The sequence below is a fragment of the Mesorhizobium sp. P2_H9 genome, from assembly GCF_056403215.1.
Genome location: NZ_JBFUFX010000013.1, coordinates 99054 through 122328, shown reverse-complemented (window position 1 = coordinate 122328; position 23275 = coordinate 99054). Strand labels below are relative to the sequence as shown.

Annotated in this window: 20 protein-coding genes and 1 pseudogene; 12 read left to right on the top strand and 9 right to left on the bottom strand. The window is 60.0% G+C overall.

The features are described 5' to 3' along the window. Nucleotides 1-165 precede the first annotated feature (165 nt). The 5 genes and pseudogenes from AC1DXN_RS23935 to AC1DXN_RS23915 all read right to left on the bottom strand — a co-directional run. Nucleotides 166-474 (bottom strand): annotated as a pseudogene (locus AC1DXN_RS23935) (MocE family 2Fe-2S type ferredoxin); the annotation flags it as partial. 71 nt (nt 475-545) lie between these two features. Beyond that, nucleotides 546-1511 carry a substrate-binding domain-containing protein gene (locus AC1DXN_RS23930; RefSeq protein ID WP_477276445.1) on the bottom strand — a complete coding sequence of 322 codons (966 nt, stop codon included), beginning with the start codon at nt 1509-1511 and terminating at the stop codon, nt 546-548. Between the two features lie 127 nt (nt 1512-1638). Further along, nucleotides 1639-2643 (bottom strand): sterol desaturase family protein, encoded by a 1005-nt coding sequence (locus tag AC1DXN_RS23925; RefSeq protein WP_477276443.1) that lies wholly within the window; start codon nt 2641-2643, stop codon nt 1639-1641. A 7-nt stretch (nt 2644-2650) separates the two neighbouring features. Continuing rightward, on the bottom strand, nt 2651-3442 hold the full coding sequence (locus AC1DXN_RS23920; protein WP_477276441.1) for a 3-methyl-2-oxobutanoate hydroxymethyltransferase: 792 nt from the start codon (nt 3440-3442) through the stop codon (nt 2651-2653). A 225-nt stretch (nt 3443-3667) separates the two neighbouring features. Then, complete coding sequence (locus AC1DXN_RS23915; protein WP_477276685.1) at nt 3668-4675, bottom strand: LacI family DNA-binding transcriptional regulator; 1008 nt, start codon at nt 4673-4675, stop codon at nt 3668-3670. An 812-nt stretch (nt 4676-5487) separates the two neighbouring features. On the opposite strand from AC1DXN_RS23915, the gene repA reads away from it, so the two are divergent. The 5 genes from repA (at nt 5488) to AC1DXN_RS23890 (ending at nt 10184) form a co-directional block, all read left to right on the top strand. Next, nucleotides 5488-6690 (top strand): plasmid partitioning protein RepA, encoded by a 1203-nt coding sequence (repA, locus tag AC1DXN_RS23910; protein ID WP_477276439.1) that lies wholly within the window; start codon nt 5488-5490, stop codon nt 6688-6690. 77 nt (nt 6691-6767) lie between these two features. Then, complete coding sequence (gene repB / locus AC1DXN_RS23905; RefSeq protein WP_477276437.1) at nt 6768-7733, top strand: plasmid partitioning protein RepB; 966 nt, start codon at nt 6768-6770, stop codon at nt 7731-7733. A 153-nt stretch (nt 7734-7886) separates the two neighbouring features. Then, a complete protein-coding gene (gene repC / locus AC1DXN_RS23900; protein WP_477276435.1) occupies nt 7887-9092 on the top strand; it encodes a plasmid replication protein RepC in 1206 nt (401 codons plus the stop codon). A gap of 187 nt (nt 9093-9279) precedes the next feature. After that, entirely contained in the window at nt 9280-9669 is a 390-nt protein-coding gene (locus AC1DXN_RS23895) for an MbcA/ParS/Xre antitoxin family protein (protein WP_056567385.1), read from the top strand. Then, complete coding sequence (locus AC1DXN_RS23890) at nt 9666-10184, top strand: RES family NAD+ phosphorylase (protein ID WP_477276433.1); 519 nt, start codon at nt 9666-9668, stop codon at nt 10182-10184. The genes AC1DXN_RS23895 and AC1DXN_RS23890 overlap by 4 nt, the downstream gene beginning before the upstream one ends. A 43-nt stretch (nt 10185-10227) precedes the next feature. Here the strand turns inward: AC1DXN_RS23890 and AC1DXN_RS23885 are convergent, their stop codons facing one another. Then, the gene (locus AC1DXN_RS23885) at nt 10228-11427 is read right to left on the bottom strand and encodes a site-specific integrase (protein WP_477276431.1); all 1200 of its coding nucleotides are present in this window, start codon (nt 11425-11427) and stop codon (nt 10228-10230) included. Nucleotides 11428-11552: 125 nt separating this feature from the next. On the opposite strand from AC1DXN_RS23885, the gene AC1DXN_RS23880 reads away from it, so the two are divergent. The 7 genes from AC1DXN_RS23880 (at nt 11553) to AC1DXN_RS23850 (ending at nt 18883) form a co-directional block, all read left to right on the top strand. After that, nucleotides 11553-12575, top strand: coding sequence for a DUF1403 family protein (locus AC1DXN_RS23880; protein WP_477276429.1), 1023 nt, complete (start codon nt 11553-11555; stop codon nt 12573-12575). Between the two features lie 5 nt (nt 12576-12580). Continuing rightward, complete coding sequence (gene scpB, locus AC1DXN_RS23875; RefSeq protein ID WP_477276427.1) at nt 12581-13273, top strand: SMC-Scp complex subunit ScpB; 693 nt, start codon at nt 12581-12583, stop codon at nt 13271-13273. A gap of 23 nt (nt 13274-13296) precedes the next feature. After that, nucleotides 13297-14295 carry a hypothetical protein gene (locus AC1DXN_RS23870; protein ID WP_477276425.1) on the top strand — a complete coding sequence of 333 codons (999 nt, stop codon included), beginning with the start codon at nt 13297-13299 and terminating at the stop codon, nt 14293-14295. 127 nt (nt 14296-14422) lie between these two features. Further along, nucleotides 14423-14545, top strand: coding sequence for a hypothetical protein (locus tag AC1DXN_RS23865; protein ID WP_280110235.1), 123 nt, complete (start codon nt 14423-14425; stop codon nt 14543-14545). A 179-nt stretch (nt 14546-14724) separates the two neighbouring features. Further along, nucleotides 14725-15573 (top strand): S1/P1 nuclease, encoded by an 849-nt coding sequence (locus AC1DXN_RS23860; RefSeq protein ID WP_477276422.1) that lies wholly within the window; start codon nt 14725-14727, stop codon nt 15571-15573. A 68-nt stretch (nt 15574-15641) separates the two neighbouring features. Beyond that, nucleotides 15642-17555: a gluzincin family metallopeptidase gene (locus AC1DXN_RS23855; RefSeq protein ID WP_477276420.1), complete on the top strand. Its 1914-nt coding sequence runs from the start codon at nt 15642-15644 to the stop codon at nt 17553-17555. After that, nucleotides 17537-18883 carry a ComEC/Rec2 family competence protein gene (locus AC1DXN_RS23850; protein ID WP_477276418.1) on the top strand — a complete coding sequence of 449 codons (1347 nt, stop codon included), beginning with the start codon at nt 17537-17539 and terminating at the stop codon, nt 18881-18883. The genes AC1DXN_RS23855 and AC1DXN_RS23850 overlap by 19 nt, the downstream gene beginning before the upstream one ends. Before the next feature lie 23 nt (nt 18884-18906). Here AC1DXN_RS23850 and AC1DXN_RS23845 read toward each other — a convergent pair whose 3' ends face one another. From AC1DXN_RS23845 to thyX, 3 genes are all read right to left on the bottom strand, one after another. Next, nucleotides 18907-21144, bottom strand: coding sequence for a hypothetical protein (locus AC1DXN_RS23845; RefSeq protein WP_477276416.1), 2238 nt, complete (start codon nt 21142-21144; stop codon nt 18907-18909). Continuing rightward, complete coding sequence (locus tag AC1DXN_RS23840; protein WP_244846076.1) at nt 21144-21983, bottom strand: hypothetical protein; 840 nt, start codon at nt 21981-21983, stop codon at nt 21144-21146. Before AC1DXN_RS23840 ends, AC1DXN_RS23845 begins: the two co-directional genes overlap by 1 nt. A gap of 329 nt (nt 21984-22312) precedes the next feature. Next, complete coding sequence (gene thyX, locus AC1DXN_RS23835) at nt 22313-23251, bottom strand: FAD-dependent thymidylate synthase (protein ID WP_023699069.1); 939 nt, start codon at nt 23249-23251, stop codon at nt 22313-22315. Nucleotides 23252-23275: the final 24 nt, after the last annotated feature.

Genomic DNA, 23275 nt, shown 5'->3' with positions numbered 1-23275 from the left:
TCGATTGGACACGCGTTGTGCACCACGATGCCGTCGTCATGCCTGGCTGGAATGGTCCCCCTTGAGCCAGTGTGCTCGGCACTTGAGCTACGATTGCGGGCTTGTTGTTATGTCTGGTTTTGCGCCTGGTAATGCGGGATTTCGACATACAGCCAGTCCGTCTTGTATCGCAACCAGGACGGAGCCCTCTTGGACTCTCGCAGCATAGATCCTGAGGTTGATGCAAGGCGGCAGCCGCTTTGCCGCGCCGGTGCGATAGTCAAAGGCGCCCGCATGCTTGGGGCATTCAACCTCGTAGTCCATGACAAGCCCGTCGGCGAGATGGACGGCCTCATGTGTGCACAGGCCGTCCGTGCAGAAGACCTCGTCGTCGGGGGAGCGGAAGACCGCGTAGGTCCGGCCTTCGTGGTCGAAACGGCGGACACCTTCCCGTTCGATATCGTCGAGGTCGCAGACCGTGATCCAGCTGGACATTTTTTCTCTATGAAGTTGCGGTCGGGCCTCCGGAACGGCAATGACAGCCGCCCAGAGGCCCCGTCCTGGGATCAGTTCTTGTTGAGGTAGTCGGCGGCGTTGGCCGGCGTCACCAGCTCGAACGGTACGTAGACGACGCGGTCGACCTTCTCGCCCTTGGCCAGCGCGAGTGCGGCGTCGACACCGCCGCCGCCCTGCCCCTTGGCGTTCTGGAACACCGTCACAGAGAGATCGCCCGCCTTCATCGACTGCAACCCGTCCTGCGTGGCGTCGATGCCGCCGACGACGACGTTCTTCATGTCGATGCCGTTGGCCTTCAGCGCCAGGATGGCACCGATAGCGGATTCGTCATTGTTGGCGATGACGGCATCCGGCGCGCCGCCGGCGGTCAGCCAGTTGGTCATCAGATTCTGCGCGTTGTCGCGCGACCATTCGGACGACTGCTTGTCGACGATCTTGATGAAGTTGCACATGTCGGTGCCGAAGATCTGCTCGACATCCTTGGTCCGCTGCAGGGCCGCCTGGTGGACGAGGCTGCCCATGACGATGTAGGCGTTGGCACCTGCCGACTTGCCTTTGGCGCGCAGCATCTTGCACACCTCGAACGCTTCCAGCGTGCCGGACTCCACCTCGTTGGAGCCGACATAGACCTGTTTCTCCGGCAGGTTCGCCATGTCTGACGGTTCGAGGTTGACGAAGACTAGGGGAATACCAGCCTTGGCAGCTTCCTCGCTGAGCGTCCTTGATGCATTGGTGTCGACCAGCGTGACGATGATGGCGTCGACGCCGGTGGCGATGAAGTTCTTCACCTGGTCGAGCTGCTTGGCGACGTCGTTCTGCGCGTCCTCGACCTGGATGCCGGCGCCCTTCTCCTTGGCGCGGGCCTGCATGCCGTCCCTCAGTAACGTTTGGAAATTGTTGTCGAAGTTGACGATGCTGACGCCGATTTTTGCAGCCAGCGCATTGGTCGACATAGTCGCGGCGAATGCCGTCGACATCAAGGCCGCCAAAGCTGTCGAAATGAGAAGTTTCTTCACGGTTTTCCTCCCTTACGGATGGAGTGCCGGTTCACTCCTCCTTTGACTTCCGGCCCTTGCGGGATGGCTTGCGATGACGGCCGGAACCGCCTCGCGTGGCTGTCTGGTCGGGCTGTCTGGCCGGTCCCTATTGCGCGGCGTTGGCGCGCTCCTTCTTCTTCTCGTAGCGGGCCTGCATGCGGGCCTCGCCCTCCTTGCTGCCGTCGTGGAAAGTGCCCAACCATCTGTCGAACGGGATGAGGCCGTCGCCGTAGTTCACCTCGAAATATTTGTGATGGAGGTAATGGATGTAGGCGTGGCTATCGATGCTGGTATCCTCGCCGAGTTCGACCTTGTCGAAGCCGACATGGCCGGGAATGGCGCCGAAGCCGGCATAGTGGAGCTGATAGAGCGCCAGCAGCGGGTTGGACGGAATAATCAGGTGCCAGAAGGCGACGCCGAGATAGCCGAACTGCTCGACCGGGTGCATCGACAGCGACGACCACGGCGACGGGTTCACCGAATTGTGGTGCACCGAATGCACCCATCTGTAGAGGGGCGGCCAGTGGATCGCCCTGTGCAGCAGGAAGAAATGCGTCTCGTGGATGATCGGCACCACCAGCGCCAGGCAGAACAGGTAGACGGGGTGCTCGGCGACCGTCAGCCAAGGCACGTAGCCATTGGCGTAGGCATAGAGGATCGCCACCTCGATCGCCGTCCAGATCGGCATGCCGGTGCCGAAGGTGCGCAGCATGTTGTCGAGGTTCTGGCTCTCGAAGAAGAAGGCTTTGCTCTTTTGCTCGGACGGCCATTTGCCGTTGTATTTGAAGCGGTTGCCCTGGGCTCTCAAGACGTAGAGTCGAAGCTCAAAGACGCCGAAGAAAATGAGCAGCGCCGCACAGTTGACGAGGAAGAGGCGCAGGATCCAGCCGACGCTCAGCGTCTTCATCACCTCAACGTCGGGCAGCACGAAGCGCCACCACGCCACCGCCGACAGAGCGAACAGCAGATTGTAGGGCAGGAAATAGCTCGGTAGCCATTTCAGCAGCGCCAGCGGGCGCGGCGGAAAGGTGAACAACGGCGCGGTGCCGGCCGGTTCGTCCGGTGCCCAGTCACCGCGCTTGTTGCGTTTGCCGTATTTCAGGTCATCCATGCTGGTCTCACAGGGATTGGGAAAGGGTCAGGAAGCGGTCATAGGCGGCATCGTCCATGTCCACCTGGTGCTTGGCTTCGGGGTAGCTGCCCGCGGCCACGTCGCGCCCGAAGGCGCGGAAGGCGGCGATGCGCGTTTCCTGCAGCTCCGCCTCCAGCGTGACGAAGTCGGCATAGCGCTTGGCATGGCGTGGATAGTGACCGGAATGGGTGCCCAGCACGTCGCTGGAAAACAGATATTGCGTGTCGCACACAGAACCGCAGCCCATGCCCATGGTGATCAGCGGGGTCGCACGGGTGATGTGCTCGGCAAGCCGCACCGGCACCACCTCGACCTCGATACAGGCCGCACCCGCATTCTCCAGGTCCTTGGCCGCGCGCAGCACCTTGAGGGCTTCCTCCGCCGTGCGGCCGATGGCGCGGAAATTGGTCCAGGTGGCGCGGTTCGGCACCAGGCCGATATGACCGGTGACTGGAATGCCCTCTGCCGCCATCGCCTCAATGAAGCGCGGTGAATGCGAGCAATAGACCGAGTCGGCGCCGCGATGCATCATGGCGAAGCCGAGCCGCACCGCCTCTTCCGGCGAGGCGACCGCGCCATGCGGCATGCCGACGGAAAGGAAGGCGAAAGGCGCCGCCTGACGGATCAATTCCAGATTGTGGTCGGGCTCGCAGGACAGGATCACGATATCGCAGGCGACCGCAGCGGCCGCCTCGGCCGGCGTGTCGACGTGAAGCTGCAGCCATTTGCGGCTACCCTTGGCGCTCCTGAGATCGTAGGCCGTCAGCCGTCTCGTCACTGGTCGTCCTCCCCCTCGCGGAGCGCCATTGCATGGAAGAATGCCCCCTCACCCGGACAGCCATTCGCTTTGTGGCAATCCGACCTTTCCCCGTGGGGAAAGGGCGATCGTCTGCGCTTGGCAGCGGCTGGATGAGGGGCGAACTTCATATGCGATCGGCCGTCCGTTCGCAGGGAGTTAGCATCGTAACGGAGGCGAAGCTCGCTCTATCTTGATCAAATCAGATCAAAGGTTCTCGGCAGTGAAGGTGACGAAGCGGATCGGCGGGTTCTCGACCGGCAGGTCGTGCAAGTTCAATGCCGCCAGCACGAGATCCATGGCGCGTCTCGCCTGCGCTTCGGGTGCCTGATCGAGCACGACGTCCATCGTGCCCTCGCGAAGTGCGACGGCACTTCGCTCGGTCAGCTCATGGCCGACGAAGAAGACCTGGCGGCCGATCGGGTGGCGCTTCAGTACATCGTTCAGCGCAGCGTTGGCGCCACCGGCATTATAGAGGCCAGCAAGGTCCGGCCAGCGCCGGAAGGCTTCCAGAAGCTGCTCGGCATTGCGGTCGCCGTCGTCATGGCCGAACAGTGCGCCGACCAGTTCGAAGTAGTCAGTCGCCGTCTCCATCAAATAGTCGAAGAAGCCGCGCACCCGATCGCGATGCACGCGGTAGATCTGGCTGTGGCAGACTGCCACCACCTTGCCTGGCCGCCTTAGCATGCGCGACAGCATGAGTCCGGCCATGCGCCCGGCGGCGTAGTTGTCGATGCCGACATAGGCGCCGCTGGTCCCGGAAATCTCGGTGACGATCTGCACGGTCGGGATGTTTTCAGCCTCGAGTTTCCTTAAGGCGGCGCCGACCAGCGGATGGTCGGGAACGGCGAGGATCAAGCCGGCGCGGCGCATGTCGGGATCAAGGATGCGCCTAGCGATGGCCGCAGGGTCCGCCTCATCGAGAAAGGTGCGGTGGACGGTGATGACGCGGTCGAGCGTCGCGGCGATGCGCTCGAAAGCGCGGGAGAGACGGGCAAAGAAGGTAGCGTCTGGGCGCACCAGGATGACCTCGATTCTGATCACGCCGCGATGCGCTTCCGGCAAGCGGCGAGGATAGTCGAGCGATCGAGCGGCGGCGACGACCTTCTCGACGGTGGCAGGCGTGACGCCGCCTCTGCCGTTGAGCACGCGCTCGACCGTCGCCGTGCCAACCCCGGCGCGTCGGGCTATCTCAAGGAAGGTGGGTTTCGAGATCTTGGTTCCCTCGCCATCAGGACATTTATCCGCAGATCCCTAAAGGAGTCGCAGCCCGGAGATGTTCGGCATCGAATGCGCCGGCTGTCCAGCTGTTATTGTTACTAGGCTTTGAGGAACTCGGGTTGGGCACCACCGCGCCCTTCGGTACGGTCGCCGATAACGTCTGCTTCAAGTCACCGGCAAAGCTGACTTTAACGACGGAGATTAGGCGCAAAGCAGCCATTCGCTGAAGATTGATCTGACTGAATGTCAGCGATTTGCCGAAAACGGAATTGCACTTTCTTGAGTGTGAGACGAGAAAGCAGACTTATGATCACCTCGCACTCGGCAAAGCGGGCCGCGCTAAGCAGATAGGGCCGGTTGTTTGGTGAGTTTGTCGACGAGCTTCGTGTTAAGCCGTGGCTTGAACAAATGCTGGCCTTGTGCTTGTGGAGCAAGAGGCACGCCGGCGGCTCGCACCACGCTCTCCGAGCCAATGCCCCACCCTCGACGGCCGGGTTTAAGTCCCCTGCCCTGCCCTGCGCGCCAGCGCTTGCAATCCGCACGCCTAATGAGTGCAATTTACTGCCGTAAAGAATCATCTTTATGAGAGAGAAAACATACAGTTGGTAGCAGAGTGGGGCAATTCGGTAGCTGAGCAAATGAGCACAGACTTTGCGATGACACCTCAGTCGGCAGTAAGAATGCCAGGTAGCTGCCATTAACCTTCTGTTAACCTAAAACTCCTTGCCGGGCTTTCCGAATCGGAGCTTAATGGCGCTTGTTGAGTGTATTGCCCACAAAAAGCGCCAATTCAGGTTTCGACGAGAATGAATATCTCCATGCGCCTTCCACGTTTTGAGTTCGATGACAAAATCCTCGAACAGGGTGCCGAGATTTCGCGGCGGCTGAACCAGCTTCGGATGGAGAAATTTCCGCCGAATGCCACCAAGACGTTGCGCACATTCTCGATGGCGGAAGTCGCTCATTACCTCGGTGTCTCTCAGAACAATCTGAAGCGTCTTCATCTGGAGGGCAAGGGCCCCCTGCCCGAACAGATTCCATCGGGACGCCGCTCCTACACTGCCCTTCAGATGCTTGAGCTGCGACACTTTCTGGACCGGCATGGCCGGACCGAAGTCAAGAAGTACGTCCCCCATCGCAAGCCAGGGGACAAGCTCCAGGTCGTTGCAGTCGTCAACTTCAAGGGCGGCAGTGGCAAAACGACTACCGCGGCCCACCTCGCCCAGCATCTTGCGCTGACAGGTCATCGCGTGCTGGCAATCGATCTTGATCCGCAAGCTTCGCTGTCGGCGCTGCACGGCTTCCAGCCCGAGCTCGACCGCAACCTCTCGCTTTATGAAGCGATCCGTTACGACGACGAACGCCGTTCGATTGCGGATGTAATCATACCGACGAATTTTCCAGGTCTAGATATCATCCCCGCCAATCTCGAGCTGCAGGAATACGAATACGACACCCCCCTCGCCATGCAGGATAGGACGTCCAATGCCGGGCGCCAGTTCTTCACGCGCATGGCGAAGGCGTTGACGGAGGTCGACGATCGCTATGACGTTGTGGTGGTCGATTGCCCGCCCCAGCTTGGCTATCTGACGTTGACGGCCATGTCGGCGGCGACGTCGGTTCTCATTACAGTTCATCCGCAGATGCTCGACCTGATGTCGATGAGCCAGTTCCTGCTCATGCTCGGCGGGATATTGAAAACCATCAAGGCCGCTGGTGCGGCAATCGAGCTAGATTGGTTTCGCTACCTGATCACACGCTACGAGCCGACGGATATCCCGCAGGCGCAGATGGTCGGCTTCATGCAGTCCATGCTTGCCGGCCAGATCCTGGAAAACCCGATGTTGAAGTCGACGGCGATTTCGGATGCGGGTCTCACCAAGCAGACGCTCTACGAGGTGGAGAAGTCGGCCTTTACGCGTTCCACCTACGACCGTGCACTGGAATCGCTCGATGCGGTCAACGCTGAAATCGTGACGCTGATTCATCGTGCATGGGGGCGGTCATGACGGCGAAGTTTACGGCAGTAAAAACTGACAATTTTGTCTGTGAAATCAGATCGCTAGCCACGATTGGAGGCGGTTGAATGGCACGCAGGGACATTTTCGGCAGTGTGTTGGGCCCCGCGGCGACAGTGGCTGATGCGAAAGACGTTTCCGGGTATGCCGTTCGCGGCGCCTCGCGCTCGATCATGCAATCGTTCGAGGAGCTCTCCAAGAGTTCGGTCGTGGATCTCGATCCTGCGACGGTGGACATCTCCTTCGTCTCGGACCGCCTGGACGAAGACGACGAGGCGTATCAAGAGCTGCTCGCGGCCATTCGGGAAAGAGGACAGGATTCTCCGATCCTGGTCAGGCCTCATCCCGAGGTCTCAGGGCGCTTTCAAACTGTCTTCGGGCATCGGCGCGTCAAGGTTGCCCGCCAGCTGGGACGGCCGGTTCGCGCCGTTGTCAAGAAGATGGGCGATGAGGATCATGTCATTGCCCAGGGCCAAGAGAATGCCGCAAGGGCCAATTTGTCCTTCATCGAAAGGACGCTGTTTGCCGACCGCATTCTCAAGCGCGGCCACACGCCCGACACGGTGAAGTCGGCTTTGGCGCTTGATGACACGACCTTCTCGAAGATGCGGTCCGTTACCAGCAGCATCCCGGAGCCAGTCATTGTGGCCGTTGGCGCTGCCAAGGCCGTTGGTCGGGACAGGTGGTGGCAGCTCGCCAAGCTCATGGAGCATCCGGGTAGCGCGGGCAGGGCGACCGACTATGTGACAAGTGCAGAGTTCGCCCAGCCAGGCAGTGACGCACGATTTGCGCGTCTTTTCGACTTCATGAGCGCGCCGGCGAAACGCACGCCGTCAGCATCGAAGACAAAGGAAAAGGCCTGGGCACCGCAGGACAGATCCGTGCGAGCCAAGATCACCGACACAGGAAAAGTGTTCACGCTTGCCCTGAAGGCCAAGGAAGCCTCGCAGTTCGGTGCGTTCATAACCGATCGGCTGGACGAGCTTTTCGAGGCTTTTCGGCAATCGGAAACAGCCAAGAAACCAGGAGACTGAAACCGCAAAAGAAAAAGGCCCCCGAACGTCGCCGTCGCGGAAGCCCTTCTCGTCTGTAGCAAGCTGAGAATCGCACTTCCCCGAATCACTGTCAAGAGTCGTGGCGCCCTTTCGGCGAGCAGATTTCTTTTGCCTGATTGAAAGGTGAGGGAAATGGAGAGTGGGTTTGCGACGACGCCCTTTGGGCGGCGGCCGATGACGCTTGCCTTGGTGAAAGCCAATGCCGCGTCAAGGCAGATACCTGAGGGTTCTGTCGTCGAGAAGTGGCAGGTCTATCGGTGGCTGTGCGAGGGCAAGTCGATTGTCGGCGTGGGCGATCGCGCCCTGGCGGTGCTCAGCGGGCTTTTGACGTTTTATCCGGACGACCAGATCAGCGAGGAAAACGGGTTGATGGTCTTCCCGTCGAACGCACAGCTATCGCTGCGGGCGCACGGCATGGCCGATTCCACACTGCGCAGAAACCTGGCGGAACTGGTGAGTTGCGGCCTCATCATCCGCAGGGACAGCGCCAACGGCAAAAGATTTGCCCGCAAAGGGCAGGGCGGAGCCTTGGTGGAGGCCTTCGGCTTCTCCCTGGCCCCGTTGCTCACCAGGGCCGCGGAGTTTCAGCAGGCGGCCGACCAGGTTCGAGCCGACGGCCGGGCGCTCAGACTGATGCGGGAGCGCATCACGCTGCACCGCCGAGACATTCACAAGCTGATCGAGGCCGCTGTCGAGGAGGATGTGCCCGGGGACTGGGGAACGCTCTGGAAGCGCTTCCGCGCCATTGTGGACGCAATTCCACGCCGGGCCAGCCTATCGGAGCTGGAGGGGATCGTCGCCGAGCTGGTAGAACTGCACGAAGCGGTCGACAAGATGCTGGAAAGCTTCACGAATACCAATAATCCTAGCGGCAATGAGTCCCACAATGAGCGGCAGCAATCTGATTCAAACACAGACTCCACTTTTGTATTTGAACCGGCTTTCGAGAAAAGCAGGGCCGAGGCCGAGCCAGCATCTACCCCGGCCGCGCAGCCGAAAGGCTATCCGATTGGACTGGTGTTGCGGGCTTGTCCCGAAATTGCGGACTATGCCGTCGACGGCATAGGAAACTGGCGCGACTTGATGATTACCGCCGCCCAGGTGCGGGGGTACCTTGGTGTCTCCCCATCAGCCTATGAGGAGGCCTGCCATGTGATGGGCCAGGAAGTTGCCGCCATCGTGATCGCCTGCATTCTGCAAAGGGCGCAGCATATCAACTCGGCCGGCGGCTATCTGCGCGTGCTAACCGAGAAGGCGAGGGCGGGAGAGTTTTCGGTTGGACCGATGCTCATGGCGGCGCTGAAGGCCAATGGCGCGACAACGAGAATGACCGGATGAAGTGTGGGGGTGCGGGGATTTGCGGGGCAGGGCGGTTTGATCCGGGTGCGTCCCAGGGTGGTGTGCCGCGGGCGCTAAAGGGGGATGCCGCAGCGTAAATTGCTTCGGTCCTAGGCTTGAAACCTGCCGAGAATTGCCATATCTCTTGCACAAGAAATATGACTCTCAATATGGTAGGATGAATTCTGTGGCCCATGCACTCAAGATCCCCGAGCAGAATGGACCTCTCATCTTGTCCTATATGGACCGGAACGGGAAGATTGCGATCGAGCAGGTCGCGGACGGTTTTGGCATGTCCAAGGGCCAGTTGGCCCAGACCGCCGGTCTTGCTCGCGAGACCCTTTATCGCTCAGAGCGCAGCGCTGCGGTTAAGACCCAGGGGCGTCTGCGGGAAATGCTCGAGATCATCAGCCGCGTGACGGATTGGGCGGGCGGCAAGGAACAGGCGATGGCCTGGTATCGAGCTCAGCCGCTTCCTGCTTTTGGCGGACGCACTGCTGAGGCGCTGGTGAAGGACGGCAAGGCAGCAGCGGTCCGTGATTATCTCGATCACATGGCCGTTGGTGGGTTTGCGTGAGGGTTGTCAGAACCTGCTACCGCGCACATGATCCACGTTGGGCGTTCAAGCCGACTTCAGGTGAAGGAGCGGCTATAAGAGGTGCGCGATTTAATCCCAAGGGTGTGCCGGCACTCTATCTGGCGTTGACCCTGATGACAGCGATCAAGGAAGCCAACCAGGGCTTCGCGCAGCGGATCGATCCCTGCGTGCTGTGTTCCTATGAGATCGACTGCGACGACATTGCGGATCTGACAACGGAAGAGGGGAGGGGAGAGTTTTCTGTGACGCTCAAAGAGATGGCCTGTGCCTGGGCGACTGCTCTCAGCGACGGAGAGCGCCCAGCGTCCTGGTCCATCTACGATCAGTTGCGACCACGAAATGTTGCCGGCATTGTGGTCCCAAGTTTCGCGCCGGGGGCTGAGATAGAGGATCGCAACCTGGTCCTTTGGGACTGGGGTCCGGATCTGCCGCACAAGGTCACTGTATTCGACCCGAGCGGCCGGCTGCCGAAGGACCAGCTATCCTGGCGATAGCGCACTCGGGGTATCCGTACGGCAGGGGAGGGGTCTTTTCGTCCTACAGGCCTGATGCTTTGGTGAGATTGACACGGAAACGATCCCGCCGCCGCTGATAGCGGCGAGTCATTTCCGCCGAGGCATGGCCGAGCTGCTTTTGAACGTAACGCTCGTCGACCTCGGCCGAGGAGGCAAGGCCCGCGCGCAAGGAATGGCCCGAGAATTTTGTCGAGCGATCCCCTTCGGACAGGTCGCCGCGGACACCAGCGGCGAGAGCGGTGCGCTTGACCAGCCGCGCCACTTCCTGGTCGTTGAGCCGCTCGGCGCCCACTTGTTTGCCTTGCCCTGCCACCCTGCGAAAGAGGGGTCCATGGCCGATCCTGGCCAGTTTCAGCCAGGTCTGCACGGCGACAACCGGGCAGGTGGTATCGGATGAGCCACGGCCGATTTCGACCTCGCGCCAGCCGGTTTTGCCCCGCAGCGTCACCAGCCCCCCCTTTTCCAGGATCTCGATCCAGCCCGAAGAATCCTCGGTCTGATCGCGGCCGACGTCGAGACCGACGATTTCGGAGCGACGCAGGCCGCCGGCGAAACCCAGGAGCAGCATGGCGCGGTCGCGCAGACCGCGCAGCGTGCCGCGGTCAAGGGTCTCGAGCATGGCAATCAAATCCTCGGGGAGAATGGCTTCTTTCTGCCGGGGAGGGGAGGCGTGGCTGTTACGAATGCCAGCCAGCACAGTGGCGATATGCCGGTCCTTTCTGTCCAGCTGCTGGCCACGCTGAGAGTAATTCCAGGTCAGCGAAGAGAGACGTCGCTCGATTGTCGAGACGGCGTTCGGTCTCTTGTCGCCCGTTACCTTGCCGGATGCGCAGGCCGTGATGTAGAGGCCGACGACCTGCGGGTCGGGCGGCGACACATCGAGATGCTGGCGGCGAGCCCAGGCGCAAAAATGCTTCCAATCGGTGGCGTAGGCGCGCCGGGTGTTGGCTGAGCTTGCTGCCTCAACGTAATCGCGAGCGCGCTCGGCGAGCCCTTCCAGATGAGCCGGAAGGCCAGAAATTGGCTGCACGGCCGGTGCCGTGTTCTCTCCCGGAAGCTCGTCTGACGGCTGTCCCATGGCGAGCACGACATCGATGATATCGGGGAGATCGTCGGCGACCGCCTCTGCTGGCGAATGATCGATGATCCCGGCTGTGCTGTGGGACGGTGCGGAGGTCGGCTCGACGTGTTTTTCCGGCTTCTGCGCGACGAAAACGGCCATTTCTCATGTAGAGCGCAAAACGAGCGATAATGCAAGATTATCATTCATTTAATGTGCGCGACAGGCGCGGCGGTTATGTGCAAAATGGGTTGCTAAAAGCGCCGCCAAGATTCATCCTGTCGGGGATGATTCTTCGACCCAAACTGTCCCTGCGCTACCACGGTACGCTGACTGGTGAAGTCGGCGTCGCTGCATCGAAAGCCGCCGTGCCTGCTTGGTTGCGTCGGGCGGTTCCCGATGCGCAAAGCCTTGCTGGAAAAAATGTTGAGGAAGTAGCGCTCATCGCAGGCGCCACCATCGGCGCACTCGATGCGGTGGTTCGGCGGCAGGAGCGGTGGGCCGGCGCCTGGCGGCAGCGGCTGGCACTTTCGGCGGCCGCGGCAACGGCAAAGCAGGCGGGTCGCGTCGAGGACGAAGCGGCCTTGCGCGATGCCGTATTGCTTACAAGACCGGGCGACAATGTCGGTCCCGCCGGCCTTTTCCTTCTTGCTTGGCGGCGGCTGGCATCTCGGCCAGCGGACGATCTGCTGACGGAGAGAAATGTCGCGGCGGTGCTGGAAGATCTAGGTCTCACACTCAACGATGAGGCGGTCAGCGATCTGACGGACGATCTGCGACAGCTTGCCGCCAACACCGGCACGGTCGAAACGCTGGTCGCGGCCTTCGCGGCCGCGGAGCGTTACGGCTTCCGGCGCGTTCTCGGAGCCTGGCTTGCCGATGTCTTGCTCGCGCAGCGGCTAGGCTGGACACATGCAATCCCTTTGTTGGGCGCCGAAGCGACCTTAGTTGTGGGTACGGGCCGGGCGCGTCGACCAGGGACTGCCGCTCTGGCTGCCGGCGCCGAAACGGAAGCCGATTGGGCTAAAAGTCTGCTGGCCGCACAGGCGCGCGCTGCGCTGCGCGCCATTGATCTTTTCGCCGAACTTGAGCGCCGCGCGGATCGGCTGCTTGCGGTTGCGCCGAAACTCAGGGCCAAGGCGGCGGACGTCGTCGTGGAAAGGCTGCTCTCTGACGACGCGATCGTCGCTTCGGAACAAATCGCCGGCATGAGCGATCGCGGCCTGCGCCGCCTGTTCGACCGGCTGGTCGAGCTCGGTGCAGTGCGTGAATTGTCCGGCCGCGCCACCTTCCGCATCTACGGGCTGTGAAGACAATGGCGGAGAGTGCACGTAGGCGAGGAGGGAGCCAGCCAGATGACCGTCGATCAGCTGACCAGCTGTTTGACCGGGAACTGGATCATCTGCCGCCGGAAGCGCGTTGGCGTGAATGGATGCACCGAGTCGAAGCAACGATCTTCGCCGCTAGCGAGCCGGTGGACCGCGAAATGCTCGCCCGCATCGTCGGGAAAAGCTGCAGCATTGATCTTCTCATCGACGACATCCGCGAGGAGCTGCGCGACCGCCCTTACGATCTGGTTTCGGTCGCCGGCGGCTGGAAACATTTGACCCGGCCTGCCTATGCAGACGCCATCCGCGCTGCTGTAGGTGGAAGTGGGAAGACGGCCGACCTTACGCAGTCGGAGGTTTTGGTGCTGATGTGCATCGGCTACTTCCAGCCGATCACCCGCGCCGAACTGTCGTCTTTCTTCGGCAAGGAGATCAGTCGCGATTTTATTGGTCATCTGCGCGGTGCCGGCCTGATCGCTTCCGGTCCGCGCAGCCCAACGCCGGGCGCGCCCTACACCTATGTGACGACGAAAGAATTCCTGCTGGAGTTCGGGCTCGACACGCTGCGCGACCTGCCGGATTTCGAAGCGCTCGAGGACGCGGGGCTGTTATCCAAGGCGAAGCTGCTGGCCGGTGACATTTCACCAGTTTTCACGGATGACGATGCCGGCAGCGAATAGGTGAGGGCAAACGAATGGGGAAGATGAAAGAGCTGCAGATCGAGACCCACAACCTCGCACGAGATTGGGAAGCGTTGTTAATTAGAATCCTCGCGCAAGAGAAGGTCGGGCGGGCCGCTGGAACGAGGCCGGACGAAGAGCCTGCAGACGAAGACGAATGGGCGATGTATCGCTCACTTCCAGACCTGACGTTTACGCCGAACGCCGCCACCACAACATTGGCGGTAGAATTCAAAATGTTCCGCTGGCAAACGGATTGGCGGCGCCGCGTTAGGGATGCGATCGCGCATACCCACGAAGTCATCAAGATCAATGGCCTCGACGGTGGAATAGTCATCGTTTCGCTAGACCTCCCGGAGGGAATCCTCGCTGAACTCAAGTCGCCGGCGGCGCCTGACGTTGAAGTCTGGGGACTGGCAAAATTGAGATCGTTGGCCGCGTACGATGACGAGCTTGCAAACGAACTTGAAGAGCTCGTGTCTGAGACAGTGCTCGATGGCGATTCCGGTACCCGCACAACGCCCGAAACAGAATCGCTGACGGGCACGAACATTGCCGCGCGCCTTTGGCAAGTGCCGCCTGGCAAGGAAGGTTGGACCGAATTCGAGAAATATTGTGAGCAGGCAATCCGGTTCCTGTTTGCAGCTGAGCTCTCCAATCTCAAAGCCCAACAGCGTACCGACGATCAATTGAACCGCATGGATCTGATCGGCCGGATCAAATCGGATCGCGGTTCATTCTGGTCGATGATCGCTACAGATTTTTCTTCCCGGTACGTTGTCTTCGATGCAAAAAACTATCGCGATCCGATCGGTCAGCGCGAAGTCGAGATCACCGAAAAGTACCTTTTCGACAAGGGTCTCAGGACCGTCGCCATCGTCGTGGCACGATCGGGTGCCAACGCAAGCGCACGTAAGTCTGCGGAGGCGCTCCTGCGTGAATATGGGAAACTCATTCTCGTCATCGATCTCGAGGATCTTTGTCGAATGCTCACAGGGGCCGATGCCGGTGATCCCCCCTGAGAATTTGCTCTTCGAGCGAATGGACGAAATGCTCATGACGATGGGCCGCTAGTCGGCTCGGATCGATCGGATCAAATGATCGGTGCTTGCGCTTGCGGCTTACTAGGACTTGCTACTGGAGGCGGGCGTGATCAAGGCGAAAGTCGACACCAAACAGATCGGTGTTGGAACCGTCGAGTTCTGGGAGAAGGTCAACAACTTCGATAGGGCCGCTATTGAAGCCCAGGCGAAGGAGTGCAAAGACCTCTAGGCGCGGCTTCACACCTGTTACCCGGGCAGGCGTTTACCCCTTACCTGGGTTGAACGTCGGGAGCGAGTGTCAAACCAGCAGATCAAGAAATACCAAGCGACTTATCTTATCTCATCTTGATTGTTGGGACTTTCCAATGAAGTATTGGCCGCATGGTCGATTGTTGAGGGGAGGCCGCTTTGCTGCGTCGTATCGGAGTGGCGGTTTCCGTCGTCTTTTCCGCTGCGGGCGCTGCCAATGCCTGGGGTGCAACGGGGCACTCCGTCGTTACCGAGATCGCCCAAAGACGCCTGAATGCAGAAACCTCGAAAGGTGTGGCGGAATTGCTCGGGCCTGGAGCGTCGCTCGCGTCGATCGCCAGCTGGGCGGATGATGAGCGCGTCCGGGACAAAACCACCACCCGATGGCACTTCGTCAGCATTCCCGGCACAGCCATCGCGTACGAGGCTTCCCGGGATTGTGTTCTTGATCCAGCCCTCGGCGATTGTCTCATCGCCGCGATAGAGCGGCAGCTCGCGGCCGTTGCGTGCTCGACGCAACCGCTGGAGTCGCGCCAGCGTGCTCTCAAATTTCTCGTGCATTTCGTTGGCGACCTGCATCAGCCTCTCCACACCGTCGATGACCAGGGAGGAGGCAACGGGATTGTCGCGACGCTCGTTACTCAGGAGGCCGTCAACGGCAATCTGCCCTACAATTCCAACCTGCACTCCGCGTGGGACGAACGCCTCATCGACAAGACCACCCGGTCTTGGGGGAGCTCTGTGGAGCGGCTTGAGTCGGGTTGGCTGAAGACCGCAGTCGTATCGGCAGTCACCGCCGGCACGACAATCGACTGGGCCAACGAAAGCCATCTGCTTTCAGTGGCGGCACTCAAAGCCGTTCCTTCGAACATCGTGCTCGACGACGCTTACAGGCGATCGAACCTGCCTGTACTCGACGGGCAGCTTGGCCGCGCTGGCCTGCGGCTGGGCAACTTGCTCAACCTGGCTTTCGCGACGGGCCAGTGCACGGCGGATCAGCCCAATTAGCGAGAGGCGCGGGCAAGCTCGCGTACTGGTCTAGTGATGAAACGGGTGTAGGAGTGGCTAGAAGGGCTATGCCAAGCGGTCGCGGTTCCGAGAAGGGCGTTCTGTCACCGGCTGAGGCGCGCGACGTCTACTCAGCGCGTCGATTTCTGGATGGCGGCACGCAAAGGACGCTCGGACTGAAGGCGCGCTTTGACACGTACTTCAAGGATCCGCTGGTAGCAAAGCAAAACCCGGGTTTGGAAATCGACAGCGAGTTCTATGTGCCCTGGGAGCCGCGCATCGGCGACGGACCGACCAGTGCCCGGTTTGCGATCGTCGACTACGATAGCACCGCCAACAAGCTTGAGGACCCGGCGGTCTGGAACCCGCGCCAAAAGGCCTTCTTCACGCCGGACGGCCGTAGGGTAGACAAGTCCGTCAGGGAAACGACGCACTTTCGTCAGGTGAGCACCTGGGCCATCCTTCAGAACACGCTCGACTTCTTCGAGAGTCCGAGTGGGCTTGGGCGACGGATCTCCTGGGCATTCGAGGGCAATCGCCTGCTCGTCACACCGAACGCTGGTTACGGTGCGAACGCTTATTATGACCGTGAGAGCAAGTCCCTCCAGTTCTATTACTTCGACGACGAGGCCGGTCAGCGCATTCATACCTGCCTGTCGAGCGACATCGTCAACCACGAATTTGGTCACGCTCTGCTGGATGGCATACGGCCATACTACCTAGAGGCTGTTTCGCCCCAGACCGGTGCCTTCCACGAGTTTCTGGGCGACCTCACCGCGATCTTGATGACCCTTCGCAACAATTCATTCCGAAGGGAGCTGGCTACCAAGACGCAGGGCGATCTCAGGTCCAAGTCGGGCAGCGATCTGCTTGCCGCCGTAGCGGCAGAGTTCGGTGAGGCGGTGTCTGGACAGCCGTATCTTCGCAGCGCCGCCAACGAACACACGCTCGGCGAATACAAGGACGTGGTCGAACCGCATGCTCTGTCGGAAGTCATGACCGCGGCGATGTTCGACATCTTCGTCGCGTTGACCGAGCAATATCTCAAACGAGAACGCACCGACGGCAAGACGCACAGCCCAGCTCAATCGCTAAGTTTCGCCGTCGCTCGCATGCAGGTCATCGCTATCCAGGCTTTGGACTTCCTGCCTCCCGTCGAGGTGACGTTCAACGACTACGCACGCGCAGTTCTGCGCAATCTCGCAATTGCTGACCCGATTGATCAAAACGAGTATCGGGACATGATCGCCAGCATCTTCGTCCGCCGAGAAATCCTGACTGAGACGGAAGCCGCCGCGCTCCTCGCACGTGGGCCTCTCTATGAGCGGATGCCAGGAACGATCGCGCACGACGCCGAACGCATCGGCAGTTCGCGCGCCGAGGCATATCGATATCTCGACGACAATCGCGACAAGCTCTTCATCCCAGACCATGTCGACATCATTGTGGACGAGGTCTTCACGGCCCAGAAGATGGTGGGCATGGGCGTATTCCAACCCAAGCAGATCATTCTTCAGTATCTCTGGCGCGAGGAACTCGTTCTCAAAGGGCGGGAGTTCGGCCGATTCAACGGGAAGACGACGAGTCTCCTGTGTGGCGGGACTCTTGTTTTCGATGTAAATGGAAGTCTCCTGTATTGGACGCGGAAGCCGGGAAGCGAACCGTCGGCAACGGCGGCGGCAGCGATACGAAAGCGGAAAAGACGCAAGGACCTTTTCGGGACGGAAGTCGCCGCACTCGACGAAATGGAGGCCGGCGAGCGGCGGCGGTTGGAATACCTAAATGTTCTGACGCGCCGTGTCGGCGAAGGCATGGTCGGCGAGGAACTGGCCGGTCCGGAAGGCTTGGTCGGCGGGCTGACACCGCCTCTGATCGCGCGAGAAGTCGATGGATCGGTCCGATTCGAGCTATCACCCCACTTTCATATTCACGATGACCATGAAACCGAGTTTGGAGCGCTGAGATGGCAAACGAGCTCCTGATCCGGGTCTACGATGTTGGCTTGGGCGATTGCATCTATGTTCGGATACCGGGCAAGAGTGCAAAAGTTGAAGACGCCTTCCATCTGCTGATCGATTGCGGAACTTGGAGTGAAGGAAAGTTACTTGCGGCCGCCATCAAGCAGCTGGAAAGTGAGTTGCCGACGATCGACGGTGGCAAGAAGCGGCTCGACCTCGTCGTTGTGACGCACGAACACAAAGATCATATTGCGGGCTTCGATCCGGCACTGTTCGAGAACATCCAGGTGGGCGCAGTCTGGATGAACTGCGCGATGAATCCGAAGCACCCGCAGGCTGGAAAGACCCGCAAAATACGGAGTGTGGCTGAGAAAGCCATGCGCCGTGTCGCGGCCTCAGGACTGAAGCTCAGTCCGCGCATGGACGAGCTGCTGTCGGTTTTTCAGATCGACAATAAGGGTGCGATTAACACCCTGCGAAAGACGCTGCTGAAGGGGCGAGACCCAACCTACGTCAGCGCGGGAGACACGAACGAGACATACAGCCTCGCACTCCATAAGGCCAAGATACACGTTATGGCCCCGGAGGCGGACTTCGATCGCTTTTACCTCGGTGCGCCAGCGCAGCGTGCATTGAAGGGAATGCTTGGCCCGGCTGCCTTCGACGCGGAAGGGGAGCCCATCTCCACTGCAAAATCGGAAAAGGCCGACAAGCTGCCCATGCCCAGGAACGTCGGCCCGGCATCATTCCGGGCGCTTCGGGCGCGGATGCAGTCGCAGGCCCTCGCATTCGCGGAATTGGACGGAACGCTCAAGAACAACTCCAGCGTCGTCCTCCTGATTGAATGGAAGAAGAAGCGCTTGCTGTTCGTCGGCGATGCCGAATGGCACGGCGCCTTCAAGGAAGGCAAGATGAACGGCTCGTGGAACGTTATGTGGCGGCGTCCGGATAAGCTCCTGAACAAGCCCGTCGATTTCCTGAAGATCGGTCATCACGGAAGTGAAAACAGCACACCGTGGGATATGGGAACAGGAAAGGCATCGGAGGCGGTGTCCATCCTTGATACGATCCTCCCACTACCCCAACCGGGTGAGCAAGCGACCGCGAAAGCCGTCGTTTCCACGGAGCGCGGCAAGTACCGGACGATCCCGCGCGGCCTTCTCATGACCGAAATCGCACGCCGCGTCGAAGGTGCGAGGATTTATGCGTCCGACCTGAAGGGGTTTAAACCCAAGGATCCGGCGGACTTCGACGCATATGAGCGCGAATGGCTCGGCCTGGCCCAACCTCTCAGAACCGATTTCGAACGCATTCGAGATTCCAAAGGTTTCGTGGATGTGATTTTCACCTGACGTCGACGTGCTTCACAGTGCCCCTAAGCCGGCGGCCCCAAAGGATCGTCGGGAACCTCTGTTGCCTCGCCAACCGCGTAGGCAAGTACAATAGAAAAGAGACTGGGGAGTCCCTCGCGTGGAGCAGCGGCAATTCGTCCGATATCCCGCTCGGCGAGCGCCAGCCGCTTTGTCGCCAGTGCCAGAAGGAATTCGAGACACGCCTCACCCTGGCTTTCGCCGTGCTGGGCGAGCATCTTGACGATCAGGTTGGCCATCTTCGTGCTGTGCTTTTCGGTTTGCACATCAGCAAAATTGAGCTCGTGAGGGAACGAAGCACGCAACAGCGCCGCCTGGATGATCCCGTCGTTATAGCGAGTGAAATTTTCGCTCGACAGCACGTTGAGATGGAACGGCGATTGAGACAGCGGCGCCGACGTCTGCTTCGGCTTCGGTACCTTCCGGCAGTTCTCAAGAACCGCCGCGATCGTCGAAAAGACATCGCCCTGCGTGGTATCCTCTTTCTCGTAGTCCCCGGCCCAGAATGCGAAACCCTGCCGGAGCTTGAGCGCATCGTCGGAACTTGTTCTTAGGAAAAGGTCATCTCCACCGATATCTCCCGATATAGTGGCTATGCGACTCTCGATGGCCGCAATGGCGGCATCCTCGGGATCTATCATCCTTAGCGGCAGGAGCGCGTTGTTCCAGAATCGCAGTTCTCGGCTCCAAGCGGTGAACTGGTTTGGGTGAGGCAACATCATGTCGTCGACAAAACACATTGTGTGTTTGGGCGACTGATTGTTGTGCTCGAGGTCGCGCAACAAGGTCACTTGGTGCTCGGCCGCGCTGTACTTTCGCAGTCCCGCCAAGAACGTCCTTGGGAGGCTCTTGAACCTATCGCGGAGGTCGCGGCTTGCGTCCTGAAAGGACTGACCGGATCCAACGCTTGCTGCAACGACGACCACGCCTCTACGATCCTCTTTTCCTTTGTCGAGGTCAGTACCGTGCATGACATGCGGGCGGCGCAGGCCAAGACCTTCGATCTCGTCTGCAACGCGCTCTGCGAGCGCGATACTTTCCCTCCCGCGAAGCGCCAAAACATGGCTCGTCGAGGCTGGAGCGTGTCGTCGGACGACAGTCTCAATCGCGCTTTTCCCGCCGTCACTAAGGAGCGTGTGATCAAGGTCGACGAACAGCCGATGAAGGTCGCCATCGGGGTTGCGCCGCAGGGCAAAGGCACGCTTGCCCCGATACTTCCTCATCACATCGCGCAACCGAGCTGGCGCATCGGTATGAACCAGCATGTATGGCGTGACCGTCGCAGCGTCGGCAAGAAACTGGTCGCCGACGAAGGTGATCGTTCGCGAGCCATTCCTGCACCAAGGGCACCGCTCCTGCTCGAAAACCTCCATCGACAAAGGATCAAGGCCTTGGATCTCACCGCGCGCGTCGAAAACAACGGTGCCCGGCACTTGATGAGCGGTAGAAAATAGCGTCACCACGCGCTGGGGCGGAAGCTTCGTCTGCTCGAACACCTGCTTTGGCAACGAGCCCGTTGCGGTGGCCGATATCACGACCAGCTCGCTGTCCGGATCTTGGATGCTCAGTTTTTCAAGTCCTTCGTATGACGAGAAACTCGTCACACGCGGGGTGATAAAGTCGCGGCGAAGTCGGCTCTTGAGAGAATACGCTGCAAACACCAGAACCGAAATCGATGAGGAGTCGACCCAGACCTTCTTGATGCTATCGTGGAGATGGGGAAGGAGTACCAACGATAAAAAGCCGATCTCCTCACCCTGGATGAGCATGTTTGCAGCCCGAAAGAAAGCGGCCGAGTGCCTTCTGCGCGGGTGGATGAAATGATGTCCAGAAGGCGCAACGAGCACAGCTTCACGCGTCTCTGCCAAGTGGCGAATTCCGGCAGCTCGAAGCGAGCGAAAGGCCTCCTTTGCAAGTATTATTGAACCTTGCAGCGTCGAGCTTGCACCTGTTTTCATTCTACCTTGGGCGTCGAATGACACAATGACGACTGGTACGAGTGCATTGGCCAAGCGCAGCGCAGTACCGGCTTCGATTGATCTCTTCACGCTCGTTCGTGCCGTGGCGGCGGCATCGCTTGGCACGACAATAATCAGGCTGTCGGGATAGGGACGTCCACCGAGCCTGTCTTCATCGACGATCCGTATCAGATCCTGGATGCTGAAAAACGGGAGTGTTGTGACGAGAACCAAGGCGTTGCCGACGCCGTTTTTCTGCCAACGGTAGTGGAAAAACGAGCTCATCAGCTTCCCAATCCCATTGGTATCAGGATCGAAAACGAAGCTCCCGTGACGGGCGCGTAGCTCTTGATTTCGTCGTCTCCGCCGGCATCGATGAACCGAGTATCATCAGGCGAGAACTGCACGTTCTGCGTTCGAGGCGGGAACCACTTGCAAAGCGACAGTCGGCCCGTCCGCAACCTCATGAAGCCCCCGCACGCCTTCAGAGCCTGCACTACACGTGGCAACCCGAGGCCATGACTTGGGTCGCTCTGCGTCGTGAAGTTTTTCAGGAAGCATCCACGAACGAGATCATACTCTTGGTTGATGGGCATCGCCTGTTCTACCGGCTTGCCCAGCGCTCTGGCCGCCAAGCCTGGACCGCTGTCGAAAACAGATATCTCCAGAAACTCGACGCGTGGCCGTGCCGACGCATCGGCTATACTGGCGTAGTATTCGCGCAAAACCTTGAGCCCCCCAGCGTGACTATCATGGGGAGTGTCGACTGGCCTTAAGGCGAAGAGAATGCCTCTTGCAGAGCGCCGATAGAAGGCGCCGTTGAGATCTGTCCGGGCATGAACATGCGTGTTCGAAAACAGCTCCTTGAGCAGACCGGCGATAACATCGGTCTCGACCTCCTCGAGGCGCAGGCGCTGGCGATTGACCAGTCTTCCCAACGCGCGATTCACTACGCCTTGAAGGTCGCCGCGCACTGCACCTGACACTGGCTGGTAGAGGAGGGGGTTCGGACCATCCAGCTCGATATGATCCACCGACAGCAATGCGATCACCCCGCCATGAATCATCCGGTCGAGGTCGCCGCTGTAGAGTTCGCGCAGGCGCGCGACAGCGAGTTTCAGCATGCCAGCCGTTACGTCCCGACGCCCATCGCGGCCGATGATGCGATCCGCGAAGACGGTCGCTACAAGACCGTATGTCCGGTGAAGCAACGACCTCGCGGCGTCCTCAGGCGCTTCGTCGGAGGCTAGCTGAAGGGTCGCTGGATTGTTGGATCGAGCCCAGCTGACTGCGAGTTGAGCGCCAGCTGCCGCGCCACCTGGCCGAGCTTCAAAGGGCCACTTGTTCGGAACCGTGAGAACGCTTGCCCGGCGCGCAAAGCCCTCGAGTGCCCGCTCACACTCGCCATAGGCCGCGCGGCGGCTAAGAACATCCTGGTCCAGGTTTCCGCCCATTAAGTCAGACCGAGTTTAGCCCGAAACTCATCCCATTCGCGTTTCGTCATCGACGTGTCCGAATGCGTGACCGTCTCCCCGGCGAGCATCCTGAGCAAAGCGCGCATCGCCTGACCCGAAAACGTGGCGGCCTCCAACCGGTGTTCCCGGAACGCTTCATAAGTCAGCGGAACCCACTTTCGCATCACGTCCAATATCACCTCCGCATAGGCGCGGATTTCATATTGCGCATGGGGATCGGCGCGCAGCCGCAGAAAATTCATGAGGTTATGGAGATCGGTCTTCCAATACCACTGCGTGTAAAAATTCAAGGTAAGGTTCATGCGCGCTAGCTCCCGCGCCAACCCTTGACGACCCTCATCCAGGCGTTTGCCGTCTTCGTCGTGGTTGAGCAAGTCGAGGTAATGATCGTAGTTCCGTTCCGCATCCTCGGTCAGAATACGAAGCACATGCTTGGCTTCTTCGGCACCGACCACTTCACCCCGTCCTTGCCGGTTTTGAACCGATTGCGCGGCAAGCTGCTCGGTAGCCGGAACATAAAACTCGCGGTCGAGGATGGAGTACCGCGCCGAATACTCATTCACGTTTGCCATGCGATGCCTGATCCACTGCCGGGCAACGAAGATCGGCATCTTCACGTGCAGCTTGATCTCGGCCATTTCGAACGGCGTCGTGTGCCAATGACGCAGAAGATAGTTGATGAGATTGCTGTCCTCGGACACCTGCTTCGTGCCTCGACCGTACGAAACGCGGGCAGCCTGCACGATGGCGCTGTCGTCTCCCATATAATCGACCACCCTGACAAACCCGTGATCAAGCACGGGGAGGACTTCAAAGAGAATTTCCTCCAGCCCCGCCGCCACCGGTCGCCGCGTTGGAACGACCGCCTCGCGGGCTCGTACGATCTCGAGCGATTGTTCGTTAGAGATATTGCTCATTCCTGATCCTTGATCACGGCGCGA

Excerpts from the sequence above, each read along its gene's own strand:
- AC1DXN_RS23925 (WP_477276443.1), bottom strand. The coding sequence starts at position 2,643 with ATGGATGACCTGAAATACGGCAAACGCAACAAGCGCGGTGACTGGGCA.
- repA (WP_477276439.1), top strand. The coding sequence starts at position 5,488 with ATGAATATCTCCATGCGCCTTCCACGTTTTGAGTTCGATGACAAAATC.
- repB (WP_477276437.1), top strand. The coding sequence starts at position 6,768 with ATGGCACGCAGGGACATTTTCGGCAGTGTGTTGGGCCCCGCGGCGACA.
- repC (WP_477276435.1), top strand. The coding sequence starts at position 7,887 with ATGGAGAGTGGGTTTGCGACGACGCCCTTTGGGCGGCGGCCGATGACG.
- AC1DXN_RS23885 (WP_477276431.1), bottom strand. The coding sequence starts at position 11,427 with ATGGCCGTTTTCGTCGCGCAGAAGCCGGAAAAACACGTCGAGCCGACC.
- AC1DXN_RS23880 (WP_477276429.1), top strand. The coding sequence starts at position 11,553 with ATGATTCTTCGACCCAAACTGTCCCTGCGCTACCACGGTACGCTGACT.
- scpB (WP_477276427.1), top strand. The coding sequence starts at position 12,581 with ATGGCGGAGAGTGCACGTAGGCGAGGAGGGAGCCAGCCAGATGACCGT.
- AC1DXN_RS23870 (WP_477276425.1), top strand. The coding sequence starts at position 13,297 with ATGAAAGAGCTGCAGATCGAGACCCACAACCTCGCACGAGATTGGGAA.
- AC1DXN_RS23855 (WP_477276420.1), top strand. The coding sequence starts at position 15,642 with ATGCCAAGCGGTCGCGGTTCCGAGAAGGGCGTTCTGTCACCGGCTGAG.
- AC1DXN_RS23850 (WP_477276418.1), top strand. The coding sequence starts at position 17,537 with ATGGCAAACGAGCTCCTGATCCGGGTCTACGATGTTGGCTTGGGCGAT.
- AC1DXN_RS23845 (WP_477276416.1), bottom strand. The coding sequence starts at position 21,144 with ATGAGCTCGTTTTTCCACTACCGTTGGCAGAAAAACGGCGTCGGCAAC.
- AC1DXN_RS23840 (WP_244846076.1), bottom strand. The coding sequence starts at position 21,983 with ATGCTGAAACTCGCTGTCGCGCGCCTGCGCGAACTCTACAGCGGCGAC.
- thyX (WP_023699069.1), bottom strand. The coding sequence starts at position 23,251 with ATGAGCAATATCTCTAACGAACAATCGCTCGAGATCGTACGAGCCCGC.